Annotated in this window: 18 protein-coding genes and 1 pseudogene; 10 read left to right on the forward strand and 9 right to left on the reverse strand. The window is 70.2% G+C overall.

The window, feature by feature from the left end; genetic code table 11:
* Positions 1–130: 130 nt before the first annotated feature.
* On the forward strand, positions 131–769 hold the full coding sequence (locus tag RKD05_RS12130) for a hypothetical protein (RefSeq protein WP_424710310.1): 639 nt from the start codon (positions 131–133) through the stop codon (positions 767–769).
* A 27-nt stretch (positions 770–796) separates the two neighbouring features.
* Here the strand turns inward: RKD05_RS12130 and RKD05_RS12135 are convergent.
* A pseudogene (locus RKD05_RS12135) lies at positions 797–2,705 on the reverse strand (amylosucrase).
* A gap of 82 nt (positions 2,706–2,787) precedes the next feature.
* Here RKD05_RS12135 and RKD05_RS12140 point away from each other — a divergent pair.
* On the forward strand, positions 2,788–3,729 hold the full coding sequence (locus RKD05_RS12140; RefSeq protein ID WP_424710312.1) for a DMT family transporter: 942 nt from the start codon (positions 2,788–2,790) through the stop codon (positions 3,727–3,729).
* A gap of 13 nt (positions 3,730–3,742) precedes the next feature.
* Here the strand turns inward: RKD05_RS12140 and RKD05_RS12145 are convergent, their stop codons facing one another.
* Positions 3,743–4,312: a nitroreductase family protein gene (locus RKD05_RS12145; protein WP_063256377.1), complete on the reverse strand. Its 570-nt coding sequence runs from the start codon at positions 4,310–4,312 to the stop codon at positions 3,743–3,745.
* Positions 4,309–4,728, reverse strand: coding sequence for a peptide-methionine (R)-S-oxide reductase MsrB (gene msrB / locus RKD05_RS12150; protein WP_424710313.1), 420 nt, complete (start codon positions 4,726–4,728; stop codon positions 4,309–4,311). Before msrB ends, RKD05_RS12145 begins: the two co-directional genes overlap by 4 nt.
* Positions 4,729–4,810: 82 nt before the next feature.
* Between msrB and RKD05_RS12155 the strand changes: the two genes are divergently transcribed.
* The 5 genes from RKD05_RS12155 to groL all read left to right on the forward strand — a co-directional run bounded on the left by RKD05_RS12155 (position 4,811) and on the right by groL (position 8,819).
* Positions 4,811–5,803: a DUF2332 family protein gene (locus RKD05_RS12155; RefSeq protein WP_424710315.1), complete on the forward strand. Its 993-nt coding sequence runs from the start codon at positions 4,811–4,813 to the stop codon at positions 5,801–5,803.
* Positions 5,804–5,812: 9 nt separating this feature from the next.
* Positions 5,813–6,067 (forward strand): DUF3263 domain-containing protein, encoded by a 255-nt coding sequence (locus RKD05_RS12160; protein WP_424710316.1) that lies wholly within the window; start codon positions 5,813–5,815, stop codon positions 6,065–6,067.
* Positions 6,068–6,102: 35 nt separating this feature from the next.
* Entirely contained in the window at positions 6,103–6,687 is a 585-nt protein-coding gene (locus RKD05_RS12165; protein WP_424710318.1) for a LytR C-terminal domain-containing protein, read from the forward strand.
* Between the two features lie 132 nt (positions 6,688–6,819).
* Complete coding sequence (locus RKD05_RS12170) at positions 6,820–7,023, forward strand: cold-shock protein (protein ID WP_022877418.1); 204 nt, start codon at positions 6,820–6,822, stop codon at positions 7,021–7,023.
* A 176-nt stretch (positions 7,024–7,199) separates the two neighbouring features.
* On the forward strand, positions 7,200–8,819 hold the full coding sequence (gene groL / locus RKD05_RS12175) for a chaperonin GroEL (RefSeq protein WP_424710320.1): 1,620 nt from the start codon (positions 7,200–7,202) through the stop codon (positions 8,817–8,819).
* Positions 8,820–8,938: 119 nt separating this feature from the next.
* On the opposite strand, the gene RKD05_RS12180 is transcribed toward groL, so the two are convergent.
* The 5 genes from RKD05_RS12180 to RKD05_RS12200 form a co-directional block, all read right to left on the reverse strand.
* Positions 8,939–10,651, reverse strand: coding sequence for a sensor histidine kinase (locus tag RKD05_RS12180; protein WP_424710322.1), 1,713 nt, complete (start codon positions 10,649–10,651; stop codon positions 8,939–8,941).
* 88 nt (positions 10,652–10,739) lie between these two features.
* Positions 10,740–11,432, reverse strand: a complete 693-nt coding sequence (locus RKD05_RS12185) for a response regulator transcription factor (RefSeq protein WP_022877421.1) — start codon at positions 11,430–11,432, stop codon at positions 10,740–10,742.
* A 70-nt stretch (positions 11,433–11,502) separates the two neighbouring features.
* Complete coding sequence (locus tag RKD05_RS12190) at positions 11,503–13,152, reverse strand: DNA repair helicase XPB (protein ID WP_424710324.1); 1,650 nt, start codon at positions 13,150–13,152, stop codon at positions 11,503–11,505.
* Between the two features lie 48 nt (positions 13,153–13,200).
* The gene (locus RKD05_RS12195; protein ID WP_424710326.1) at positions 13,201–14,922 is read right to left on the reverse strand and encodes a helicase-associated domain-containing protein; all 1,722 of its coding nucleotides are present in this window, start codon (positions 14,920–14,922) and stop codon (positions 13,201–13,203) included.
* Position 14,923: 1 nt separating this feature from the next.
* Complete coding sequence (locus tag RKD05_RS12200) at positions 14,924–15,193, reverse strand: multidrug ABC transporter ATPase (RefSeq protein ID WP_424710327.1); 270 nt, start codon at positions 15,191–15,193, stop codon at positions 14,924–14,926.
* Between the two features lie 106 nt (positions 15,194–15,299).
* Between RKD05_RS12200 and RKD05_RS12205 the strand changes: the two genes are divergently transcribed.
* Both RKD05_RS12205 and RKD05_RS12210 read left to right on the forward strand, forming a co-directional pair.
* Positions 15,300–15,683: a cold-shock protein gene (locus RKD05_RS12205; protein ID WP_026095562.1), complete on the forward strand. Its 384-nt coding sequence runs from the start codon at positions 15,300–15,302 to the stop codon at positions 15,681–15,683.
* A complete protein-coding gene (locus RKD05_RS12210) occupies positions 15,667–16,335 on the forward strand; it encodes a DUF3027 domain-containing protein (RefSeq protein WP_424710328.1) in 669 nt (222 codons plus the stop codon). Before RKD05_RS12205 ends, RKD05_RS12210 begins: the two co-directional genes overlap by 17 nt.
* 107 nt (positions 16,336–16,442) lie before the next feature.
* On the opposite strand, the gene serC is transcribed toward RKD05_RS12210, so the two are convergent.
* The gene (gene serC, locus RKD05_RS12215) at positions 16,443–17,564 is read right to left on the reverse strand and encodes a phosphoserine transaminase (RefSeq protein WP_424710329.1); all 1,122 of its coding nucleotides are present in this window, start codon (positions 17,562–17,564) and stop codon (positions 16,443–16,445) included.
* Between the two features lie 96 nt (positions 17,565–17,660).
* On the opposite strand from serC, the gene RKD05_RS12220 reads away from it, so the two are divergent.
* Positions 17,661–18,359 carry a metal-dependent transcriptional regulator gene (locus RKD05_RS12220; protein ID WP_424710330.1) on the forward strand — a complete coding sequence of 233 codons (699 nt, stop codon included), beginning with the start codon at positions 17,661–17,663 and terminating at the stop codon, positions 18,357–18,359.
* Positions 18,360–18,450: the final 91 nt, after the last annotated feature.

The following is an 18,450-nucleotide window of genomic DNA, read 5'->3' on the forward strand; positions in this document are numbered from 1 at the left end:
CGGGGCTTGGCCAGTCCGTCCCACCGACGGAGAAACTGTCTCTCGCCGCCACCCGAGAGCCGCGCTCCCGCCCAGAATCGGCAGACCTCCGCACGCCCGGTGCGGATGAGCTCGTCTGAGGAGGACTCCCATGACCGCGACGCCCTCGCACCAGAACCCTGCCGACTCGAAAAGCGGCGTTCCCCGTCGAACGCTGATGGTGGGTGCGGCATGGAGCGTGCCCGCGGTGGCGATCGCCATGGCTGCCCCGCATGCTTCAGCGTCGGGCACTCCGACGTACGCCATCGAGTCGAGCTTCGGCGTCGGCTGGTACCCGACGACGCAGGGCTCCGAATCGTCCGGGGCTTTGCAATACGACGCTGACTCGGGGGACAAGTATCTGCGGGTGACAGGTACGTCCGCCGGGGACGTCGTCACGGGAATCTTCTTCGAGGTCCTGTTCTCGCAGGGGTGGCCGGCCCCGACCTTCGCGGCGCTGCCCGGAAGCAACCCCGACTGGAGCACGCTGTCCCAGGTCGGAACCGAGGTCGTCGGGGGCCAGACCTACAACGTCTACCGCTCGACGTACGCTCAGCCCGTGGTCGCGACGGGCGCGATCACCGACATCCCGGTGGACTTCTACTTCCGCTTCGACAGCCCGTACTACGCGGGAAACACGGCGCAGACGCGTCGGTTCGCGACGGTCAATTCGGCGACCGTGACCCTCGTGCGGAACCCCGCGCAGATCAACAACACCAACGTCCCGCTGTCGCAGGCACCGACTCCCTGAGCTCGGCGCCCGGGCCGCATCGCCGCGTCAGCGCACGCCCACCCGCAGCCACAGCACCCCGTGCGCTGGTACCGTGAGCCCGCCCGCGAGGGCGACCTGTTCCTCGGCGACGAGGTCGACGGCATCCGGTTCCAGTCGCGGAGAGGGCGAGCGCGTCGATCTCGACGGCATGATCGGCGACGTTGGCCAGTACGAGGATCGACGCGCCGGCGTCGCCGGGGCGGAGGAACGCGACCACCGAGTCGATGTGCGCGTCGAAAGCGATGAGCTCGTTCCCGGCGAGTTCGGGCGTAGACCGACGGACGTCGATGAGCCGCGTGAGCCGTGAGAAGACGCGGCCCGCGGGGGTCGTGGCATCCGTCCGCTCCGCGTAGTTCTGTTCGGGACGGTGCGGGCGGTGCACCCACCGGCTGTCGCCCGCCTCGGCGCGGTTGCGGCGATAGGTGTAGTCGTTGAGCTGGGCGACCTCGTCGCCGAGGTAGAGCAGCGGGATGCCGCCGGTCGAAAGGGCCAGCGCGTGCGCGAGGATCACGCGGTCCTCGCCGCCCGCGTCGCCGGCCTCGATCCCGGCGAGGGAGGCCGTCGTCCCGGTGATGCGAGCGTCCCCGGTGCGGGGGTTCTCCTGGAAGGGGACGCCGCGCGAGAACGACCCCTCGACGCGTCCGACGTAGAAGTCGTTGAGGAACCGCCGATGCGGATACCCCTGGATGCCGAACTCCTCGGCATCCTCGTCCGCGAACGTCCACCCGATGTCGTCGTGACTGCGCACGTAGTTGACCCACGCGGTGCCCTCGGGCAGGCCGTGGCGGCGCTCGAGCGCCTGCTGCAGCAGACGTCCGTCGCGGGTGGCGAGCGCCTCCCACGTGAGCGCCATCTGCAGCGGGTTGTACGACAGCTGGCACTCCTCGGGCGAGATGTACGAGACCACCTCGTCGGGGTGGACGATCGCCTCGGACTTGAACAGCAGACTCGGCGCCGCCATGCGCAGCACCGCGTTGAACGCCTGCAGGAGGAGGTGCGCCTCGGGCAGGGACTCGCACGTCGTGCCGAGCCGCTTCCAGATGAAGGCCACGGCATCCATCCGCAGGATCTCCACGCCCTGGTTCGCGAGGAACAGCATCTCCCCGGCCATCGCCTCGAACACCGCGGGGTTGGCGTAGTTCAGGTCCCACTGGAAGTGGTAGAAGGTCGCCCAGATCCACCGGCCGTCGGGCAGCTGCACGAACGAGCCGGGGTGGTCGTCGGGGAAGATCTCGCGCGTCGTCCGCTCGTAGGCGTCGGGCATCTCGCGGTCGGGGTAGATGAGGTAGAAGTCCTCGAATCCGGCCTCCCCGGCCACGGCCTTCTGCGCCCACTCGTGCTCGTTGCTCGTGTGGTTGAAGATGAAGTCGACCACCAGCGAGATGCCCGCCCGGCGCAGTTCCCCGGCGAGTTCGGCGAGCTCCGCTATCGTGCCGAGGGCCGGATTCACGCGCCGGTAGCTCGACACCGCGTAGCCGCCGTCGCTGTTGCCCTCGGGGCTCTCGAACAGCGGCATGAGGTGCAGGTACGTCAGCCCCAGTTCGCGGAAGTACGGGATGGACTCCCGGATGCCACGGAGCCCACCCGCATACCGGTCGACGTAGCAGACCCCGCCGAGCATCCGTTCGCTCTCGAACCAGTCCGGTTCGCTCGCGCGGTTCCGGTCCACGTCCTTGAGCTCCTCGGGGCGGGCGTGCCACGAGCGTCGGGCGAGGTCGACGACGGATGCCAGCCGCTCGACGCCGTCCGGCCGATCACCGTAGAGGCGGAGGAACAGGTCGTGCAGTCGAGGGAGGTGGAGTTCGACGCCGGCGAGGAACTCGCGATCGGCGCGCGCGGCGGTCAGCCGGGACAGGATGCCGGAGACGTCGTCGGGACCGGAGCTGAGGTGAGGCACGCGGAAAGCCTCGCGCATCCGGACGCCGGGGTCCACACCGGCGCGCGGGCACGTACGATCGACGACGGCCCTCGACGGGAGCGGCCGGGGGAGAGGGCCCATGTCTCACCGACGATCACCGGGGATCGCCGTGCTCGGGGCCGTGCTCATCGGGGCGCTCACCGCGCTGCAGGCGCGCGTGAACGGATCGCTCGGCGGCGAGCTCGGCGACGGGGTGCTCGCGGGCGGGGTCTCGTTCGGGTCGGGGCTCGTCGTCGTGCTGATCATCGCCGCGGCGCTGCCCGCGGGCCGTGCGGGGCTCGCACGTCTGGTCGCGGGGGTGCGCGAACGCTCGATCCCGGCCTGGATGCTGTGGGGCGGCGCCGCGGGCGCGTTCACCGTCGCGTGCCAGGGTCTCGCCGTGCCCACGATCGGCGTCGCCCTGTTCACCGTCGGATTCGTCGCTGGCCAGACCACCGGCGGCCTGCTGCTCGACCGGTTCGGCCACGGCCCCGCGGGCGTGGTGCCGGTCACCGTCCGCCGGGTCGTCGGCGCGCTGCTCGCGCTCGCCGGTGTGGCGGTGTCGCTCGCGGGCGACCGGGTGGGCGGCATCCCGGTCTGGATGCTCGTCGTACCGGTGATCGCCGGCGCGGGCGTCGCGTGGCAGCAGGGCACGAACGGTCGCCTCCGACTACGGGTGCAGAGCCCGCTCGCGGCGACGGTCGTGAACTTCGCCGGCGGCACGGCCGTCCTCATCGTCGCGGCGCTCGTGCACATCGCCGTGGTGGGCGCCCCGCGAGCGCTGCCCGCCGACCCGTGGCTGTACCTCGGCGGCGCGATCGGCGTCGTCTACATCTTCTTGTCGTCGGTGATCGTGCAGCGCACCGGCGTGCTCGTGCTGGGCCTCGGGTCGGTCGTGGGCTTGCTCACGACCTCCGTGATCCTGGATGCCATCTGGCCCGCGCCCGCGGCACCGCCGGTGGCCGTGGCCGTGATCGCGGCCGCGGTGGCCATCAGCGGCGTCGTCGTCGCGGCCGTGCCGTGGAGGCGACGCGCAGGCTGATCGCCTCCGCGGATCAGAGGCGGGTCTCGTCGACCTTTCGGCGCTTCTTCCCACCCGGGAGGCGCGAGATGTGCTTCGCGGCATCCACGGTCTTCCGTCGGACGGGACGCGAGCGCACCGGCTTTCCGCCCACGTACAGCCACCCCAGCAGCACTTCGCCCTTGGCCAGGCCGTGCGCCTTGGCGAGGACCCGGCTGCGGGTGTTGTCGTCGGTACGCCAGAACACGCCGAACCCGGCCTCGTCGAGCGCGAGGCTGAGCATGTGGGCGACGCCCGAAGCGACGGCCTCCTGCTCCCACGCGGGGATCTTCTTCGACCGGAGATCCGCGACCACCGCGATGATGAGCGGCGCGCGACGCGGCTTCGACGACAGGCCCTTCTTACCATCCGCCTTGTTCAGCGCGCGGGCGAGGACGTCACGATCGGTGCCGCGGATCTCGATGAGTCGCCACGGCCGCAGCGACTTGTGATCTGCGACGCGACCGGCCGCGGCGACGAACGCCTCCAGCTCGGGACCGGTCGGGGCGAGGTCGGTGACCTTCGACCACGACCGGCGGTCGCGCATCGCCTCGAGCGCGCTCATGCCTCGTCGGGCGAGGAGTCGGCGGGGGTGAAGCTCAGCGACAGCGAGTTCATGCAGTAGCGGTCGCCGGTGGGCGTGCCGAATCCGTCGGGGAAGACGTGACCGAGGTGCGAGCCGCAGTTCGCGCAGCGGACCTCGGTGCGCTGCATGCCGTGGCTGTTGTCCTCGAGCAGCTCGACCGCTTCCGGCCGCACCGACTCGTAGAAGCTCGGCCACCCGCAATGCGAATCGAACTTCGTACCGCTCTGGAACAGCTCGGCACCGCACGCGGCGCACGTGTAGAGGCCGGCGCGGCTCTCGTCGAGCAGCTCGCCGGTCCAGGCCCGCTCGGTGCCGGCCTGGCGCAGGACCGCATACTGGTCGGGCGTGAGCTCTGCCCGCCACTGGTCGTCGGACTTTTCGACGGCGTAGGTCATGGATGGTCTCCTTCGTCCCCTCCATTCTCTCGTGTCTCTCCCGGCACGGGCCGCGTGAAGCCTGCCGCGGCATAATCGCCGGGTGGACCAGGATGCCGTGACCGCCGTCATCGACCGCTACGGGCGCTTCGCGCGCGACGAGGCGCCCGGACGTTCTCTCGTGTACGAGGCGTGGGCGCAGCGGATCGCCATCGACCCGGAGCTCGCGGCGGTCCTCGCGCGGATTCCCGACACGCATCGGCAGCCTCCGCTCGTCTTCGCCGTCATGCGCCTGCTCGGCGCTCCGCTGGTGACGGGCGACCGGTGGGCCGCGTGGGTCCTCGCCCACGCGGACGCGGTCGTCGCGGAGTCCGGGCGGCGCTCCGTGCAGACGAACGAACCGCTGCGGTGCGCGGCGCTGCTGCCCGCGTTGTCGCTCATCGACGGACCCATCGCGCTGATCGAGATCGGCGCGAGCGCGGGGCTGTGCCTGTACCCCGACCGCTACTCGTACCGTTTCCGTTCGTCGGACGGGGTCGTGACGAGCCTCGACCCGACGGACGGGCCGAGTGCGGTGGTCCTGGAGTCGGACGTCGACGGCGGCCCGCCGCTGCGCCTCCCTCGGGTCGTGTGGCGCGCGGGCATCGACCTGCAGCCGCTCGACGCCCGCGACCCGGCCGACCGCGCGTGGCTCACCGGGCTGGTCTGGCCGGGAGAGGAGGGCCGCCTCGAGCGCATCACGGCCGCCCTCGACATCGCCGCCGCCGACCCGCCGCTCCTCGTCGCCGGTGACGGGGCCGCTGCGCTGCCGGCGCTCGCGGCGCTCGCCCCGCGCGATGCGACCCTGGTCGTCACGACCCCGGGTGTCCTCGCCCACGTTCCGCGCCGCCATCGCGGTGCGGTGATCGACGCCGCCCGCACCGCGGGGCGATGGGTGACTCTGGATGCCGCAGGCCTCCACGATGCCTGGAACGAGACGCCCGAGCTGCGTCCCGGAGGGTTCGCGCTCGCGCTGGACGGAGACGTCCTCGCCGGCGTCGACCCGCTCGGAGCTTGGGTGGCGTGGCATCCGGGATCCGCGGCTCGCCCGCAGTAGCGTGGCGGTGTGGCCCTCTCCGACCGTGACCGTGCATTCCTCGCCTTCGAGGGCGAGTGGCGTCGGCACGGAGGTGCGAAGGAAGAGGCGATCCGCGCGGAGTTCGACCTCGCACCGGCCCGCTACTACCAACTGCTGGGGCGCCTCCTCGACGACCCCGAGGCGCTCGCCGCCGACCCCATGCTGGTGCGACGCCTGCGCCGTCGCCGCGACGACGCGGCGCAGCAGCACCGCGCGCGGCTGGGACGCGCTGCCGCCCACTGAGGGTCGCCACAGAATCCGACCGATAACATCGTCCAATGCCCAGATCGACTTTCCCTCGGGATCGCTTCGACGACCTTCCGGATGAGGGGGGTCGCGTCGGCGCCCACCGGGCGCAGCGTCCTCGTTCCCGTGGCTGGGCCGTCTTCTTCTGGGCTCTGCTGGCGACGGTCGTCCTGATCATCGTCGGCGTCTTCGGCGTTCTGGTGGCGTCCGGTCGCATCTCGCTCGGCGGTGAGGCCGAGCCGACCCCGACCCCCACCGAGACCACCCCGGCCGCCATCGACACGTCGTATTCGGTGCTCGTGCTGAACGGCACGGCGGATGCCGGGTTGGCCGGCAACCTCCGCGACCAGATCGTCGCGCTCGGATGGTCGGGCGACGCGGTGCAGACGGGGGACTCCGACACGACCGACTTCGCGACGACGACGGTGTACTACCGCGGTCCCGAGGACGAACAGGCCGCGCGCGGGCTGGCCGACGCGATCGGCGGGGCGGAGATCGCGCAGAGCGATTTCCTGCAGCCCACGGACGACCCGAACACGTCCGGGGACGAGAGCGCCGAGAAGCGTCTGGTCGTGGTGATCGGACTCGATCGCGCAGGCGGTCAGCCCACTCCCTGACCCCCGTTCCGCCGCGTGTTTCCGCGGCGTAAAAAGTTGGCTGCCGCCGTGTCAACAATGCCCGCCCGGGCCGGAACGGCGCGGGTCCGCGTGCTTACGATGACCTCGTCGTTCAGCAACAGGAGAGTTCGCATGGCCCAGGGCACCGTCAAATGGTTCAACGCCGAGAAGGGGTACGGCTTCATCACCGTGACCGACGGCCAGGACGTCTTCGTCCACTACTCGAACATCGAGATGTCCGGTTTCCGGGTCCTCGAGGAGGGCCAGGCCGTCGAGTTCACGGTCGGGTCCGGCCAGAAGGGTCCTCAGGCCGAGTCGGTCCGCCTGATCGCCTGACCTCCTTCCGCTTCGCACACGCCGCGGTCCCCGCTCTCGGGGGCCGCGGCGTCGTCGTGCTCCGGGCCGTTCGCGTGGCTTGCACTCCCCAGGGGCGAGTGCCAGAATGAGTTAGCACTCGCTTTCGTCGAGTGCCAAAATCTGGAAGTCACCCGTCCGGGAGGGACGACACACTTATGGCAAAGATCATCGCTTTCGACGAAGAGGCCCGTCGCGGTCTCGAGCGCGGCCTCAACACCCTGGCCGACGCCGTCAAGGTGACCCTGGGCCCCCGCGGTCGCAACGTCGTGCTCGAGAAGAAGTGGGGCGCCCCCACGATCACGAACGACGGCGTCTCGATCGCCAAGGAGATCGAGCTCGACGACCCGTACGAGAAGATCGGCGCCGAGCTGGTCAAGGAGGTCGCCAAGAAGACCGACGACGTCGCCGGTGACGGAACGACCACCGCGACCGTCCTCGCTCAGGCGCTCGTGCGCGAGGGCCTGCGCAACGTCGCGGCCGGTGCCGACCCCATCTCGCTCAAGAAGGGCATCGAGAAGGCCGTCAAGGCCGTCACCGACGAGCTGCTCGCCTCGGCCAAGGAGGTCGAGTCGAAGGAGCAGATCGCCGCGACCGCGTCGATCTCCGCCGCCGACCCCGCGATCGGCGAGCTCATCGCCGAGGCCATCGACAAGGTCGGCAAGGAGGGTGTGGTCACCGTCGAGGAGTCCAACACCTTTGGCACCGAGCTCGAGCTCACCGAGGGCATGCGCTTCGACAAGGGTTACATCAACCCCTACTTCGTCACCGACCCCGAGCGCCAGGAAGCGGTCTTCGAAGACCCCTACATCCTGATCGCGAACCAGAAGATCTCGAACATCAAGGACCTTCTGCCCATCGTCGACAAGGTGATCCAGGAGGGCAAGGAGCTCCTCATCATCGCCGAGGACGTCGAGGGCGAGGCTCTCGCGACGCTCGTGCTCAACAAGATCCGCGGCATCTTCAAGTCGGTCGCCGTCAAGGCTCCCGGCTTCGGCGACCGTCGCAAGGCGCAGCTGCAGGACATCGCGATCCTCACCGGCGGCCAGGTCATCACCGAAGAGGTGGGCCTCAAGCTCGAGAACGCCACCGTCGACCTGCTCGGCCGTGCGCGCAAGGTCATCATCACCAAGGACGAGACGACCATCGTCGAGGGTGCCGGTGACTCCGCCCAGATCGAGGGTCGCGTGACCCAGATCCGTCGCGAGATCGAGAACACCGACAGCGACTACGACCGCGAGAAGCTCCAGGAGCGCCTCGCCAAGCTCGCCGGCGGCGTCGCCGTCATCAAGGCGGGTGCGGCCACCGAGGTCGAGCTGAAGGAGCGCAAGCACCGCATCGAGGACGCCGTCCGCAACGCCAAGGCCGCTGTGGAAGAGGGTGTCGTCGCCGGTGGTGGCGTCGCGCTCATCCAGGCCGGCAAGACCGCGCTCGCGAACCTCCAGCTCTCGGGTGACGAGGCCACCGGTGCGAACATTGTCCGCGTCGCCATCGAGGCTCCGCTCAAGCAGATCGCGCTCAACGCCGGTCTCGAGCCGGGCGTCGTCGCCAACAAGGTCTCCGAGCTCCCCGTGGGCCACGGCCTCAACGCGGCGACCGGCGAGTACGGTGACCTGTTCGCACAGGGCATCATCGACCCCGCCAAGGTGACGCGCTCCGCGCTGCAGAACGCCGCGTCGATCGCCGGTCTCTTCCTCACGACCGAGGCCGTCGTCGCCGACAAGCCCGAGAAGGCCGCGGCTGCGCCCGCCGACCCGACCGGTGGCATGGACTTCTGATCCCCGCCTAGGCACGAAAGAACGCCCTCTCCCTCGGGAGGGGGCGTTCTTTCGTGTCCGAGCCCGCTGGCTTCGGGCTGATGTTCGCGCACGCGCATGCGCCCGAAGTCACGGGGGTTTTACTGGTCCGTGGCCTCGGGGCTCAGGGCCTCCGGGAGGCGCTCCAGCGGCTGCGTCGTGATGAGCGCATGCTCGATGGCATCCCGACGCTCCGCGAGCGGCAGCGAGACGCGGAACGTGGCGCCACCCCCGGGCGTGTCCCTCACCTCCACCGTCCCGTGCAGGAGGTCGACGATGGATGCCACGATCGACAGGCCGAGTCCCGACCCGCCCGTCTCACGCGTCCGCGAGGTATCCGCGCGCCAGAACCGCTGGAAGATCTGCTCGCGGATCTGCTCTGGGACGCCCTCGCCGTGGTCGATGACCTCGATCCATCCCATGTCGGTGGCGGCATCCACGCCCACGCGCAGGCCGATGGGGGAGTCGTCGGGAGTGAAGCGGCGGGCGTTGCCTAGGAGGTTCGCGACGACCTGACGCACGCGGTTCTCGTCGCCGAGCACGATAGGCGCAAGGCTCGGCAGCCGCTGCGGTCCCGACGAGGCCTCCCTCTCGTGCGGATCCGCCTCGGTGCCCGCGGTCGCGTCGCCGGCGTCGCGTCGACGGCGCAGGCGCGAGAGCGTCGCTCCGGCGATCGCCATCGCCGACGTGGTGGGTGCCGTCCGTCGACGAGTGGATGCCGCGGCCGCCCCGTCCGCGGGCTGTTCGGCGTCCAGCGTCATCACGGGCAGGACGATCGCGGCACGGCTCGTCGTGTCGTCCACCGTGACCTCGCGCTGCGGGGACGTCACGCGCAGATCGAGGGCGGCGTCCTTCGCGATCGGCCGCAGATCGAGCGTGGTGATCGCGACGTCGCGCCGTTCGTCGAGGCGGGCGAGCGCCAGGAGGTCTTCGACCAGCGCGCCCATGCGGATCGCTTCCTTCTCGATGCGCTCCATCGCCTGTGCGACGTCCTCGTCGGAGCGGATCGCTCCCATCCGGTACAGCTCGGCATACCCGCGCATCGTGACGAGGGGGGTGCGCAGCTCGTGGCTGGCATCCCCGATGAACCGTCGCATCTGTCGCACCGTGGCATCCCGCTGATTGAGGGCGCCGTCGATGCGGGCGAGCATCGCGTTGATCGCGGTCTTGAGGCGACCCACCTCGGTGTCGGGGACGATGTCGGTCAGTCGCTGGCTGAAGTCGCCCGCCGCGATGTCCATGGCGGTCGTCTCCACCTGCCCGAGACTGCGGAACGTCAGCGTCACGAGCGCGCGCGTGAGCAGGGCGCTGGCGATGAGGATCAACAGGGCCACGAACCCGTAGATGCCCACGTACGCCGCGACGATCCGGTCGGTCGGCGCGAGCGGCTGGATCACCATCTGCGTGTACACGCCGTTGTAGCCGGGGAGAACGAGCTGTCCCACGCGCGCGAGGAAGTGCTGACCCGAAACGGGGTCCTCGAGCTCGATGCGACGGTCGACCTGGCTGTACGTCTGCTCGACCGTGAACGTGTCCGGGAGTTCGGGCACGGTCTTCATCGCGGTGCCGTTGTAGAACGCCTTGCGGGCGCCGTCGGGGGCGTACACGGCGACCATCGAGCCGATCTGCGGGGCGTTCTCGACCTGCGTGAACCGCGGCTCGCCGTCGACCTGGTCGGTGACGAAGATGCTGTTGGCGATGTTGCCGGCGGCCTGCTGTCCCAGCTGTTCGTCGAGGTTGTTGATGAGCGTGGTGCGCAGGAACACCAGGGTGCCGATGCCCGCGGCGATGAGCCCCACCGCCAGCAGGGTCACCGTGACGCCGGTGACCTTCGTGCGAAGGCTCAGCCGGCGCCACCAGTGCGTCAGGGCATCGTCGGATTTCTCCAGGATCGCGCTCCGCTCAGGCGCTCTTGCCGGACTTCAGCATGTAGCCGAAGCCGCGCTTGGTCTGGATGAGGGGCTCGGAGGAGTGCGGGTCGATCTTGCGGCGCAGATACGAGATGTAGCTCTCGACGATGCCCGCGTCGCCGTTGAAGTCGTACTCCCACACGTGGTCCAGGATCTGCGCCTTGGAGAGCACCCGGTTCGGGTTCAGCATCAGGTAGCGGAGGAGCTTGAACTCGGTGGGGCTCAGGTCGATCGAGACGTCGCCGACGCTGACGTCGTGCGTGTCCTGGTCCATCGTGAGTTCGCCCGTGCGGATCACCGACTCCTCGTCCGCCTGCATCGTGCGGCGGAGGATGGCCTGGATGCGCGCCACGATCTCGTCGAGGCTGAACGGCTTCGTGACGTAGTCGTCACCGCCCGCGTTCAGGCCCGTGATCTTGTCCTCGGTCTCGTCCTTCGCGGTGAGGAAGAGGATCGGAGCGGTGTACCCGGCCCCGCGGAGGCGCTTCGTGACGCTGAACCCGTTCATGTCGGGGAGCATCACGTCGAGCACGATGAGGTCGGGTTCCTCCTCGAGGACCGCGGAGATGGTCTGCGCGCCGTTGGCGACGGCCCGGACCTGGAATCCGGCGAAACGCAGGCTCGTGATGAGCAGGTCGCGGATGTTGGGTTCGTCGTCGACGACGAGGATGCGCGGTGCTGTCATGCGCCCCATTATCGTGACTTCACTCAGGGAAGTGCTGGATGTCGCAAGAAACGCCGCGTCCTGGTAGGGCTCAGGCGGCCGCGGCGCCGATCCCCTCGGCATCCAGGATCGTGTAGGCGTAGCCCTGTTCGGCGAGGAATCGCTGACGGTTCTGAGCGAAATCCTGGTCGACCGTGTCGCGCGCGATGAGCGTGTAGAAGCTCGCCGTGTGCCCCGACTGCTTGGGCCGGAGCAGACGCCCGAGACGCTGCGCCTCCTCCTGCCGCGACCCGAACGACCCCGACACCTGGACCGCGACGGAGGCCTCCGGGAGGTCGACCGAGAAGTTCGCGACCTTGGAGACGACCAGCAGCGAGATCGAGCCCTCGCGGAACGCCTGGAACAGCTCCTCCCGCTCCGCGACGGGTGTGGCGCCCGTGATCTTCGGCGCGTTCAGGGCTTCCGAGAGCTCGTCGATCTGGTCGAGGTACTGCCCGATCACGAGCACGCGTTCGCCCGGATGCCGATCGACCAGGCGCTTCACGACGTCGATCTTCGCGGGCGCGGTGGCCGCCAGACGGTAGCGCTCCTCGTCGGCTGCGGCCGCGTACTCGAGGCGTTCGTCGGCCGGGAGGTCGATGCGGACCTCGTAGCACGCGGCGGGGGAGATGTAGCCCTGGGCCTCGATCTCCTTCCACGGCGCGTCGAAGCGCTTGGGGCCGATGAGGCTGAAGACATCGCCCTCGCGGCCGTCCTCTCTCACCAGGGTCGCCGTGAGACCGAGGCGGCGACGCGCCTGCAGGTCGGCGGTGAGCTTGAACACCGGCGCGGGCAGCAGGTGCACCTCGTCGTACAGCACCAGGCCCCAGTCGAGCGCGTCGAGGAGGGCGAGGTGGGCGTACTGCCCACCGCGCTTGGCGGTGAGGATCTGGTACGTCGCGATCGTGACCGGCTTGATCTCCTTGGACTGACCGGAGTACTCGCCGATCTCCTCGGGGGTCAGGCTCGTGCGGCGCAGCAGCTCGTCGCGCCACTGGCGGGCGCTGACGGTGTTGGTGACGAGGATGAGCGTCGTCGTGCGGGTCTCGGCCATCGCCCCGGCGCCGACCAGCGTCTTGCCCGCACCACAGGGAAGGACGACGACACCGGAGCCGCCCTCGGAGAAGGACTCGACCGCCTGGCGCTGGTAGGGGCGCAGCTTCCAGCCGTCCTCCGCGAGATCGATCGGGTGCGGGGTCCCGGGCGTGTAGCCCGCGAGGTCTTCCGCGGGCCAGCCGATCTTGAGCAGCTCCTGCTTGATGTGCCCGCGGGCCCATGCGTCGACGGTGTAGCTGTCCGGGGTGGGGTGGCCGATGAGCAGCGGCGAGATGCGCTTGTTGCGCGAGACCTCGCCGAGGACGGCGGGATCGGTCGAGCGCAGGACGAGCGCGCCCTCCTCGTCGCGTTCGATGACGAGTCGGCCGTAGCGCCCGACGGTCTCGCGGATGTCGGTGCTCACCGAGGCGGGGACCGGAAAGCGCGACCAGCGGTCCAGCGTCTGGAGCATCGCGTCCGCGTCGTGCCCGGCTGCGCGGGCGTTCCACAGACCGAGGCGCGTGATGCGGTAGGTGTGGATGTGCTCGGGCGCGCGCTCGAGCTCGGCGAACACCGCGAGCTCGTGCCGCGCGGTCTCCGCGTCGGGATGCGCGACTTCGAGGAGCACCGTGCGGTCGCTCTGGACGATGAGGGGGCCGTCAGCCATAGCGTTCGATTCTACCGGTGCGCCGGGGGCGGCGTCGTCGCCGGTCGCTCAGGAGACGGGGCTGACCGAGTCGATGTGCGATAGCGGGAGGGTGCGCTCCACGTCCGCGGCGCGGTCCCTGCCGCGCAGGCGCCCGCCGCCGAGACCGGTCGCCTCCAGTCGGAACACGCGGGCGGAACCGTCCGGAAGGCGTACCGTGACGTCGACCACGGCGCGGGCGCGCACCGCCTGGTCGAGCTCGCGCTCGAGCCACGCGGCATCCGAGTCCTCGCCCCCGGCGCGCAGCCGGGCGATCAGCGGCGCGTAGACGTCGGCCGGCGTGTCGTGCGTCTCCGCGGCGGCGAGCCTGGCGCGGTCCACCGCGCGGGGGCGGCCGTCCTCGTCCACCGCGACCGCGGGGTATCGGGCGTCCGTAAGCGCCCAGAAGACGACGTCGGCGGCGACGTGCGTGATGAGTTCGTCGCCCGACCGGGTCAGAGCCACGGAGCGGAGCGACGTGTCGACCTCCATCGAGCGCAGCAGCGTCTCGTCGTCGGTGCGGACGGTGGTGAGACCGGATGCCGTGTCGGCGGTGACCCGGACGCGACCGTGTTCGGCCGAGGTGCGCTCGATGACGTACGCGAGCGGCTGCGGGAGACCGGTGAGCGAGATCCCTGTCAGGAATTCGCGGAGGCTGTCCGCGGTCTCGCCGCCCGTGATGGCCGCGCCGATCGTCGCGGCGCTGAACCGGTAGCTCGAGGCCTGCGCACGCGATTCGCGCGCTGCCATGCTGCGCAGCCGCACATCGAGGTGCGGGGCGAGCGGTCCCGGTGCGATGGCCGTGAGGTCGTTCTGCAGATAGACGCGGTCCACCTCGGGCGGGAGTAGCGCGCTGAGCGCCGACACGTCGACGTCTGCGCCCTCGGAGAGTCCCTGTCCCCACGGGGGGACGGCGCCGTGGTCGTCGAGCAGTCCCCAGGCGCGGAGGCGGTGCGTCCACCGCGAGGCGCGTTCGGGCCCCGCGGGGTCAAAGGGCGTCGCCGTGGACCAGGTGGCCTGTGGCATCCATCCACCGTTCGGCGTGCGGTACGCGCGGGGGAGCTCGTCGCGCAGCGCTCGGGCGGTCGTCGCCCACCGTTCTAGGGTGGGAAGTCGCAGCCACGCGCGACCGGAAGCCGTCACGAGCCACGCGCGGCCGTTGGTGCCGAGGAGCCCGGTCCGCGCGGCCATGCCCACGAGCAGATCGGCCTCCTCCGGAGTCGCGGCTGCTCCGGCATCCACGAGTCGACGGCGCTCGCCCGCCCCGAGCGAACCCGAGCCGATGCGCCCCAGCGGAGACTCCAGTGTCAGCAGGAGGACGTCGGCCAGTGCGGCGGCGTGCGTGAACGCCGACTCGGCCGCGGCGGCGTCGTCGGATGCGGGGACCGGGGCGGGCGCGGGGGCGTCCGGGAGTCCGTTCGCCGCGGCGTCGCGCACCGCGGTCGCGACCACGGTGTACGGCAGCCCCTCTCCGTCGACGAGCGCGCGGCGGTGCAGGGTCTCGCGGGCGCCGTCCGGAACCGGGATGCCGTCGACCGCCGCCGCGACGAGGGCGTCGGCCTCCGCGCGGTCCAGGAGGGGAAGGGCTCGGGCGACGGAGGCGGGGTCGAGGAGGGCGTCCGCGGCGTCGAACATGTCGCGCCACGTCGCCGACTCCGACACGTGGCGATCGGCGAGGAGAGCGGCCAGGACCCCGTCGTCGAGAGCGCTCAGCGAGACCGCCAGCGCACGTTGGTCGGAGGTCTCGGGCACGTCAGCGTCCCTTGTTGGCGCGTGCCCTTCGCACGAAACTCATGATGAGCACGGCCATCATCATGAGGAAGGCGATCGGGAGCGCGACCAGGGGCAGCACCACGATGGTCGGCCAGATGCCTTCACCGAAGTTCGTGACGCCGGCGGGCCGCGCGAGGATCACGACGAAGAAGCACACGATCGAGACGATCCCCAGGCCCAGCGACATGAAAGCCAGGATGCGATCGATGCGACGGATCGGGACATCGCCGTCGGGGGTGCGCGTGCTCATCGTCGTCAGCCTAGTGCCTGGCGGGCGTGCCGTAGGCTGAGGGGCCGGGATCCGATCGGGTTCCGTGTTCCGCCGCGCAATCGCGCACACATTCAGCGAGGTGTCCATGCCCACCGGCAAGGTCAGGTTCTACGACGAAGAGAAGGGCTTCGGCTTCGTCACCACCGATGACGGCCAGGACGTGTTCCTGCACGCCACCGCCCTGCCCGCCGGGACACCCGCCCCCAAAGCCGGCACGCGTCTGGAGTTCGGCGTCGCGGACGGCAAGCGCGGGCTCCAGGCCCTCTCGGTGCGTGTGCTCGAAGCTCCCGTCAGCATGGCGAAGCGGTCCCGCAAGCCCGCCGACGACATGGCGATCATCGTCGAGGACCTCGTGAAGCTCCTCGACGGCATCGGCGGCGACCTGCGCCGGGGTCGCTACCCCAGCGGCGCGCACGCCAAGAAGATCGCTGCGGTCCTGCGCAAGGTCGCCGATGACTTCGAAGCCTGAGCCCGTCGCCGACGAGCGACTGCTCCACGCACACGACCTCGCGCTGTCCGCGCTGCGCGAGATCACCCCTGCCGACACGATCGGACCCCCGGCGGGCCACGTGGTGGAGGCCGACGACGTCGTCTCGCTGCGGTTCCACACGCGCCTCGCGGGATACCCGGGCTGGCACTGGACCGTGACGGTCGCCGTGGTGGAGGACTCCGAGCCGACGGTTCTCGAGGCGGAGCTGCTGCCCGGTGAGGGCGCTCTGCTCGCCCCGGACTGGGTGCCGTGGGCGAAGCGTCTCGCGGAATATCAAGCTGCTCAGGCCGCCGCCGCTGCCGCAGGCGAGGAGTCCGACGACGACCTCGACGACCAGGACGACCTGGACGACGAGGACCTGGACGACGAGTCGGACGATTCGGACGATGACGAGGACGAGGAGCCGAAGGCGCGGTTGCACGCCGGCGACCTCGACGGCGTCGACATCGACGAACTCGACGACTCGGCGGACGGCGAGGACGATTCCGACGAGGACGATTCCGACGAGGATGACGATTCCGACGCGGACGATTCCGACGAGGATGACGATTCCGACGCGGACGATTCCGACGAGGACGACTCCGACGAAGACGACTTCGACGACGACGACGAGCACGAACGCAGCTACTGAACCGCGCGCACCCCGTCGCTGACACGCCGGAGCGTCGGCATCCGGGTCCGGCGTGAACGACGGAAGCCGCCCCGCGGTGGCGGGACGGCTTCCGGTGCGATGCGAGGTCAGGCCTGCGGCAGGCGCTCGATCGTGTAGTCGATCGCGCCGATGAGGCGCCGGACGTCCTCTGGCTCGATCGAGACGAACGTCGCGATGCGCAGCTGGTTGCGACCGAGCTTGCGATACGGCTCGGTGTCGACGATGCCGTTCGCGCGCAGGCTCTTCGCGATCGCCGCAGCGTTGATCGAGTCGTCGAAGTCGACCGTGACGACGACGGGGGAGCGGTCGGCGGGATCGGCGACGAACGGCGTCGCGACCTCGCTCGCCTCGGCCCACGCGTAGAGAGCCGAGGAGGACTCCGCCGTGCGGGCACCGGCCCAGCTCAGGCCGCCGTTGTCGAGGATCCAGCCCAGCTGCTCGTCGAGGAGGAGGAGCGTCGCGAGCGCCGGCGTGTTCAGCGTCTGCTGCAGCCGCGAGTTGTCGACGGCGTTCTTCAGGCTCAGGAACTCGGGGATGTAGCGACCGGATGCCGCGATGCGCTCGATCCGTTCGATCGCGGCCGGCGACACCGCTGCGTACCAGAGACCGCCGTCCGAGCCGAGGTTCTTCTGCGGCGCGAAGTAGTAGACGTCGGCCTCGGCCACGTCGAAGTCGATGCCACCCGCGGCGCTGGTGGCGTCGATGACCGTCAGGGCTCCGGCGTCCCCGTGCACGCGCGTGACGGGTGCGGCGACGCCGGTCGAGGTCTCGTTGTGCGGCCACGCGTACAGGTCGATGCCCTCGACGGCTTCGAAGGCGGCCCGCGTGCCGGGCTCGGCGCGGCGAACGTCGGGCGCCTGCAGCCAGGGCGCGGCGGCCGCGGCGGCGAACTTGCCGCCGAACTCGCCCGACACCAGGTTCTGGCTGCGGTTCTCGATGAGACCGAAGGCCGCGGCATCCCAGAACGCCGTCGAGCCGCCGTTGCCGAGGAGGATCTCGTACCCCTCGGGCAGGCGGAACAGCTCCGCGAGGCGCTCGCGCGTGCTGGCGACGAGGTTCTTGACGGGCGCCTGACGGTGCGAGGTTCCGAGGATCGAGGCGCCGCGGGTCACGAGCGCTTCGAGCTGCGCACCGCGCACCTTCGAAGGGCCGCATCCGAAGCGTCCGTCGGTGGGTAGGAGGTCGGCGGGAAGGTCCACGTGCGGCATGCGTCGATTCTAGGACGGGGCTCGGACGCGACCGGCGCGTGTGTCGGACGGGGTCGGTAGGCTGGGAACACCGCTACGACGCCCGAGGACTGCTGAATGACCGATCTCATCGACACCACCGAGATGTACCTGCGCACCATCCTCGAGCTCGAAGAGGAGAACATCGTTCCCCTGCGCGCGCGGATCTCGGAGCGTCTGGGGCACTCGGGTCCCACGGTCTCGCAGACCGTCGGTCGGATGGAGCGCGACGGTCTCGTCGTCGTCTCGGAGGACCGGCGTCTCGAACTGACCGGCGACGGGCGTCAGAAGGCCGTGGACGTCATGCGCAAGCACCGTCTCGCCGAGCGCCTCCTCAGCGATGTCATCGGTCTCGACTGGGCCTACGTCCACGACGAGGCCTGCCGCTGGGAGCACGTCATGAGCGAGCAGGTCGAGCGTCGTCTCGTCGAGCTGCTCGGCCACCCCACCGAGTCGCCGTACGGCAATCCGATCCCGGGCCTGGACCAGCTGGGCGACGTCGCGAGCGCCACCTTCGAAGAGGGCGTCGTCGGACTCGTGCGCAAGCTGACGGATGCCGGTGGGCCCATCTCCGGCACGGTTCGCCGTCTCGCCGAACCGGCGCAGGTCGATCCCGAACTCCTGCAGCAGCTGAAGGCGGCCGGCGTCCTTCCGGGCGCGCGGGGGAACTACCGCTTCAACGAGGGTTACGTCCTGGTCGAGATGGACGGCGTCGAGGACGGACTCGAGCTGCCGGTCGAGGTCGCCTCGCACATCTTCCTCGTCGACGAGGTCTGACCCGCTTCTTCGCCGGCGAGGCGCGATCCGCGGGGGCGATCACGCCCCGAACGGCCGACGCCCAAGGCGATCCGGCCCGTGTGACGCACCG

It is taken from the genome of Microbacterium sp. SLBN-111 (genome assembly GCF_049739645.1).
GTDB lineage: Bacteria > Actinomycetota > Actinomycetes > Actinomycetales > Microbacteriaceae > Microbacterium.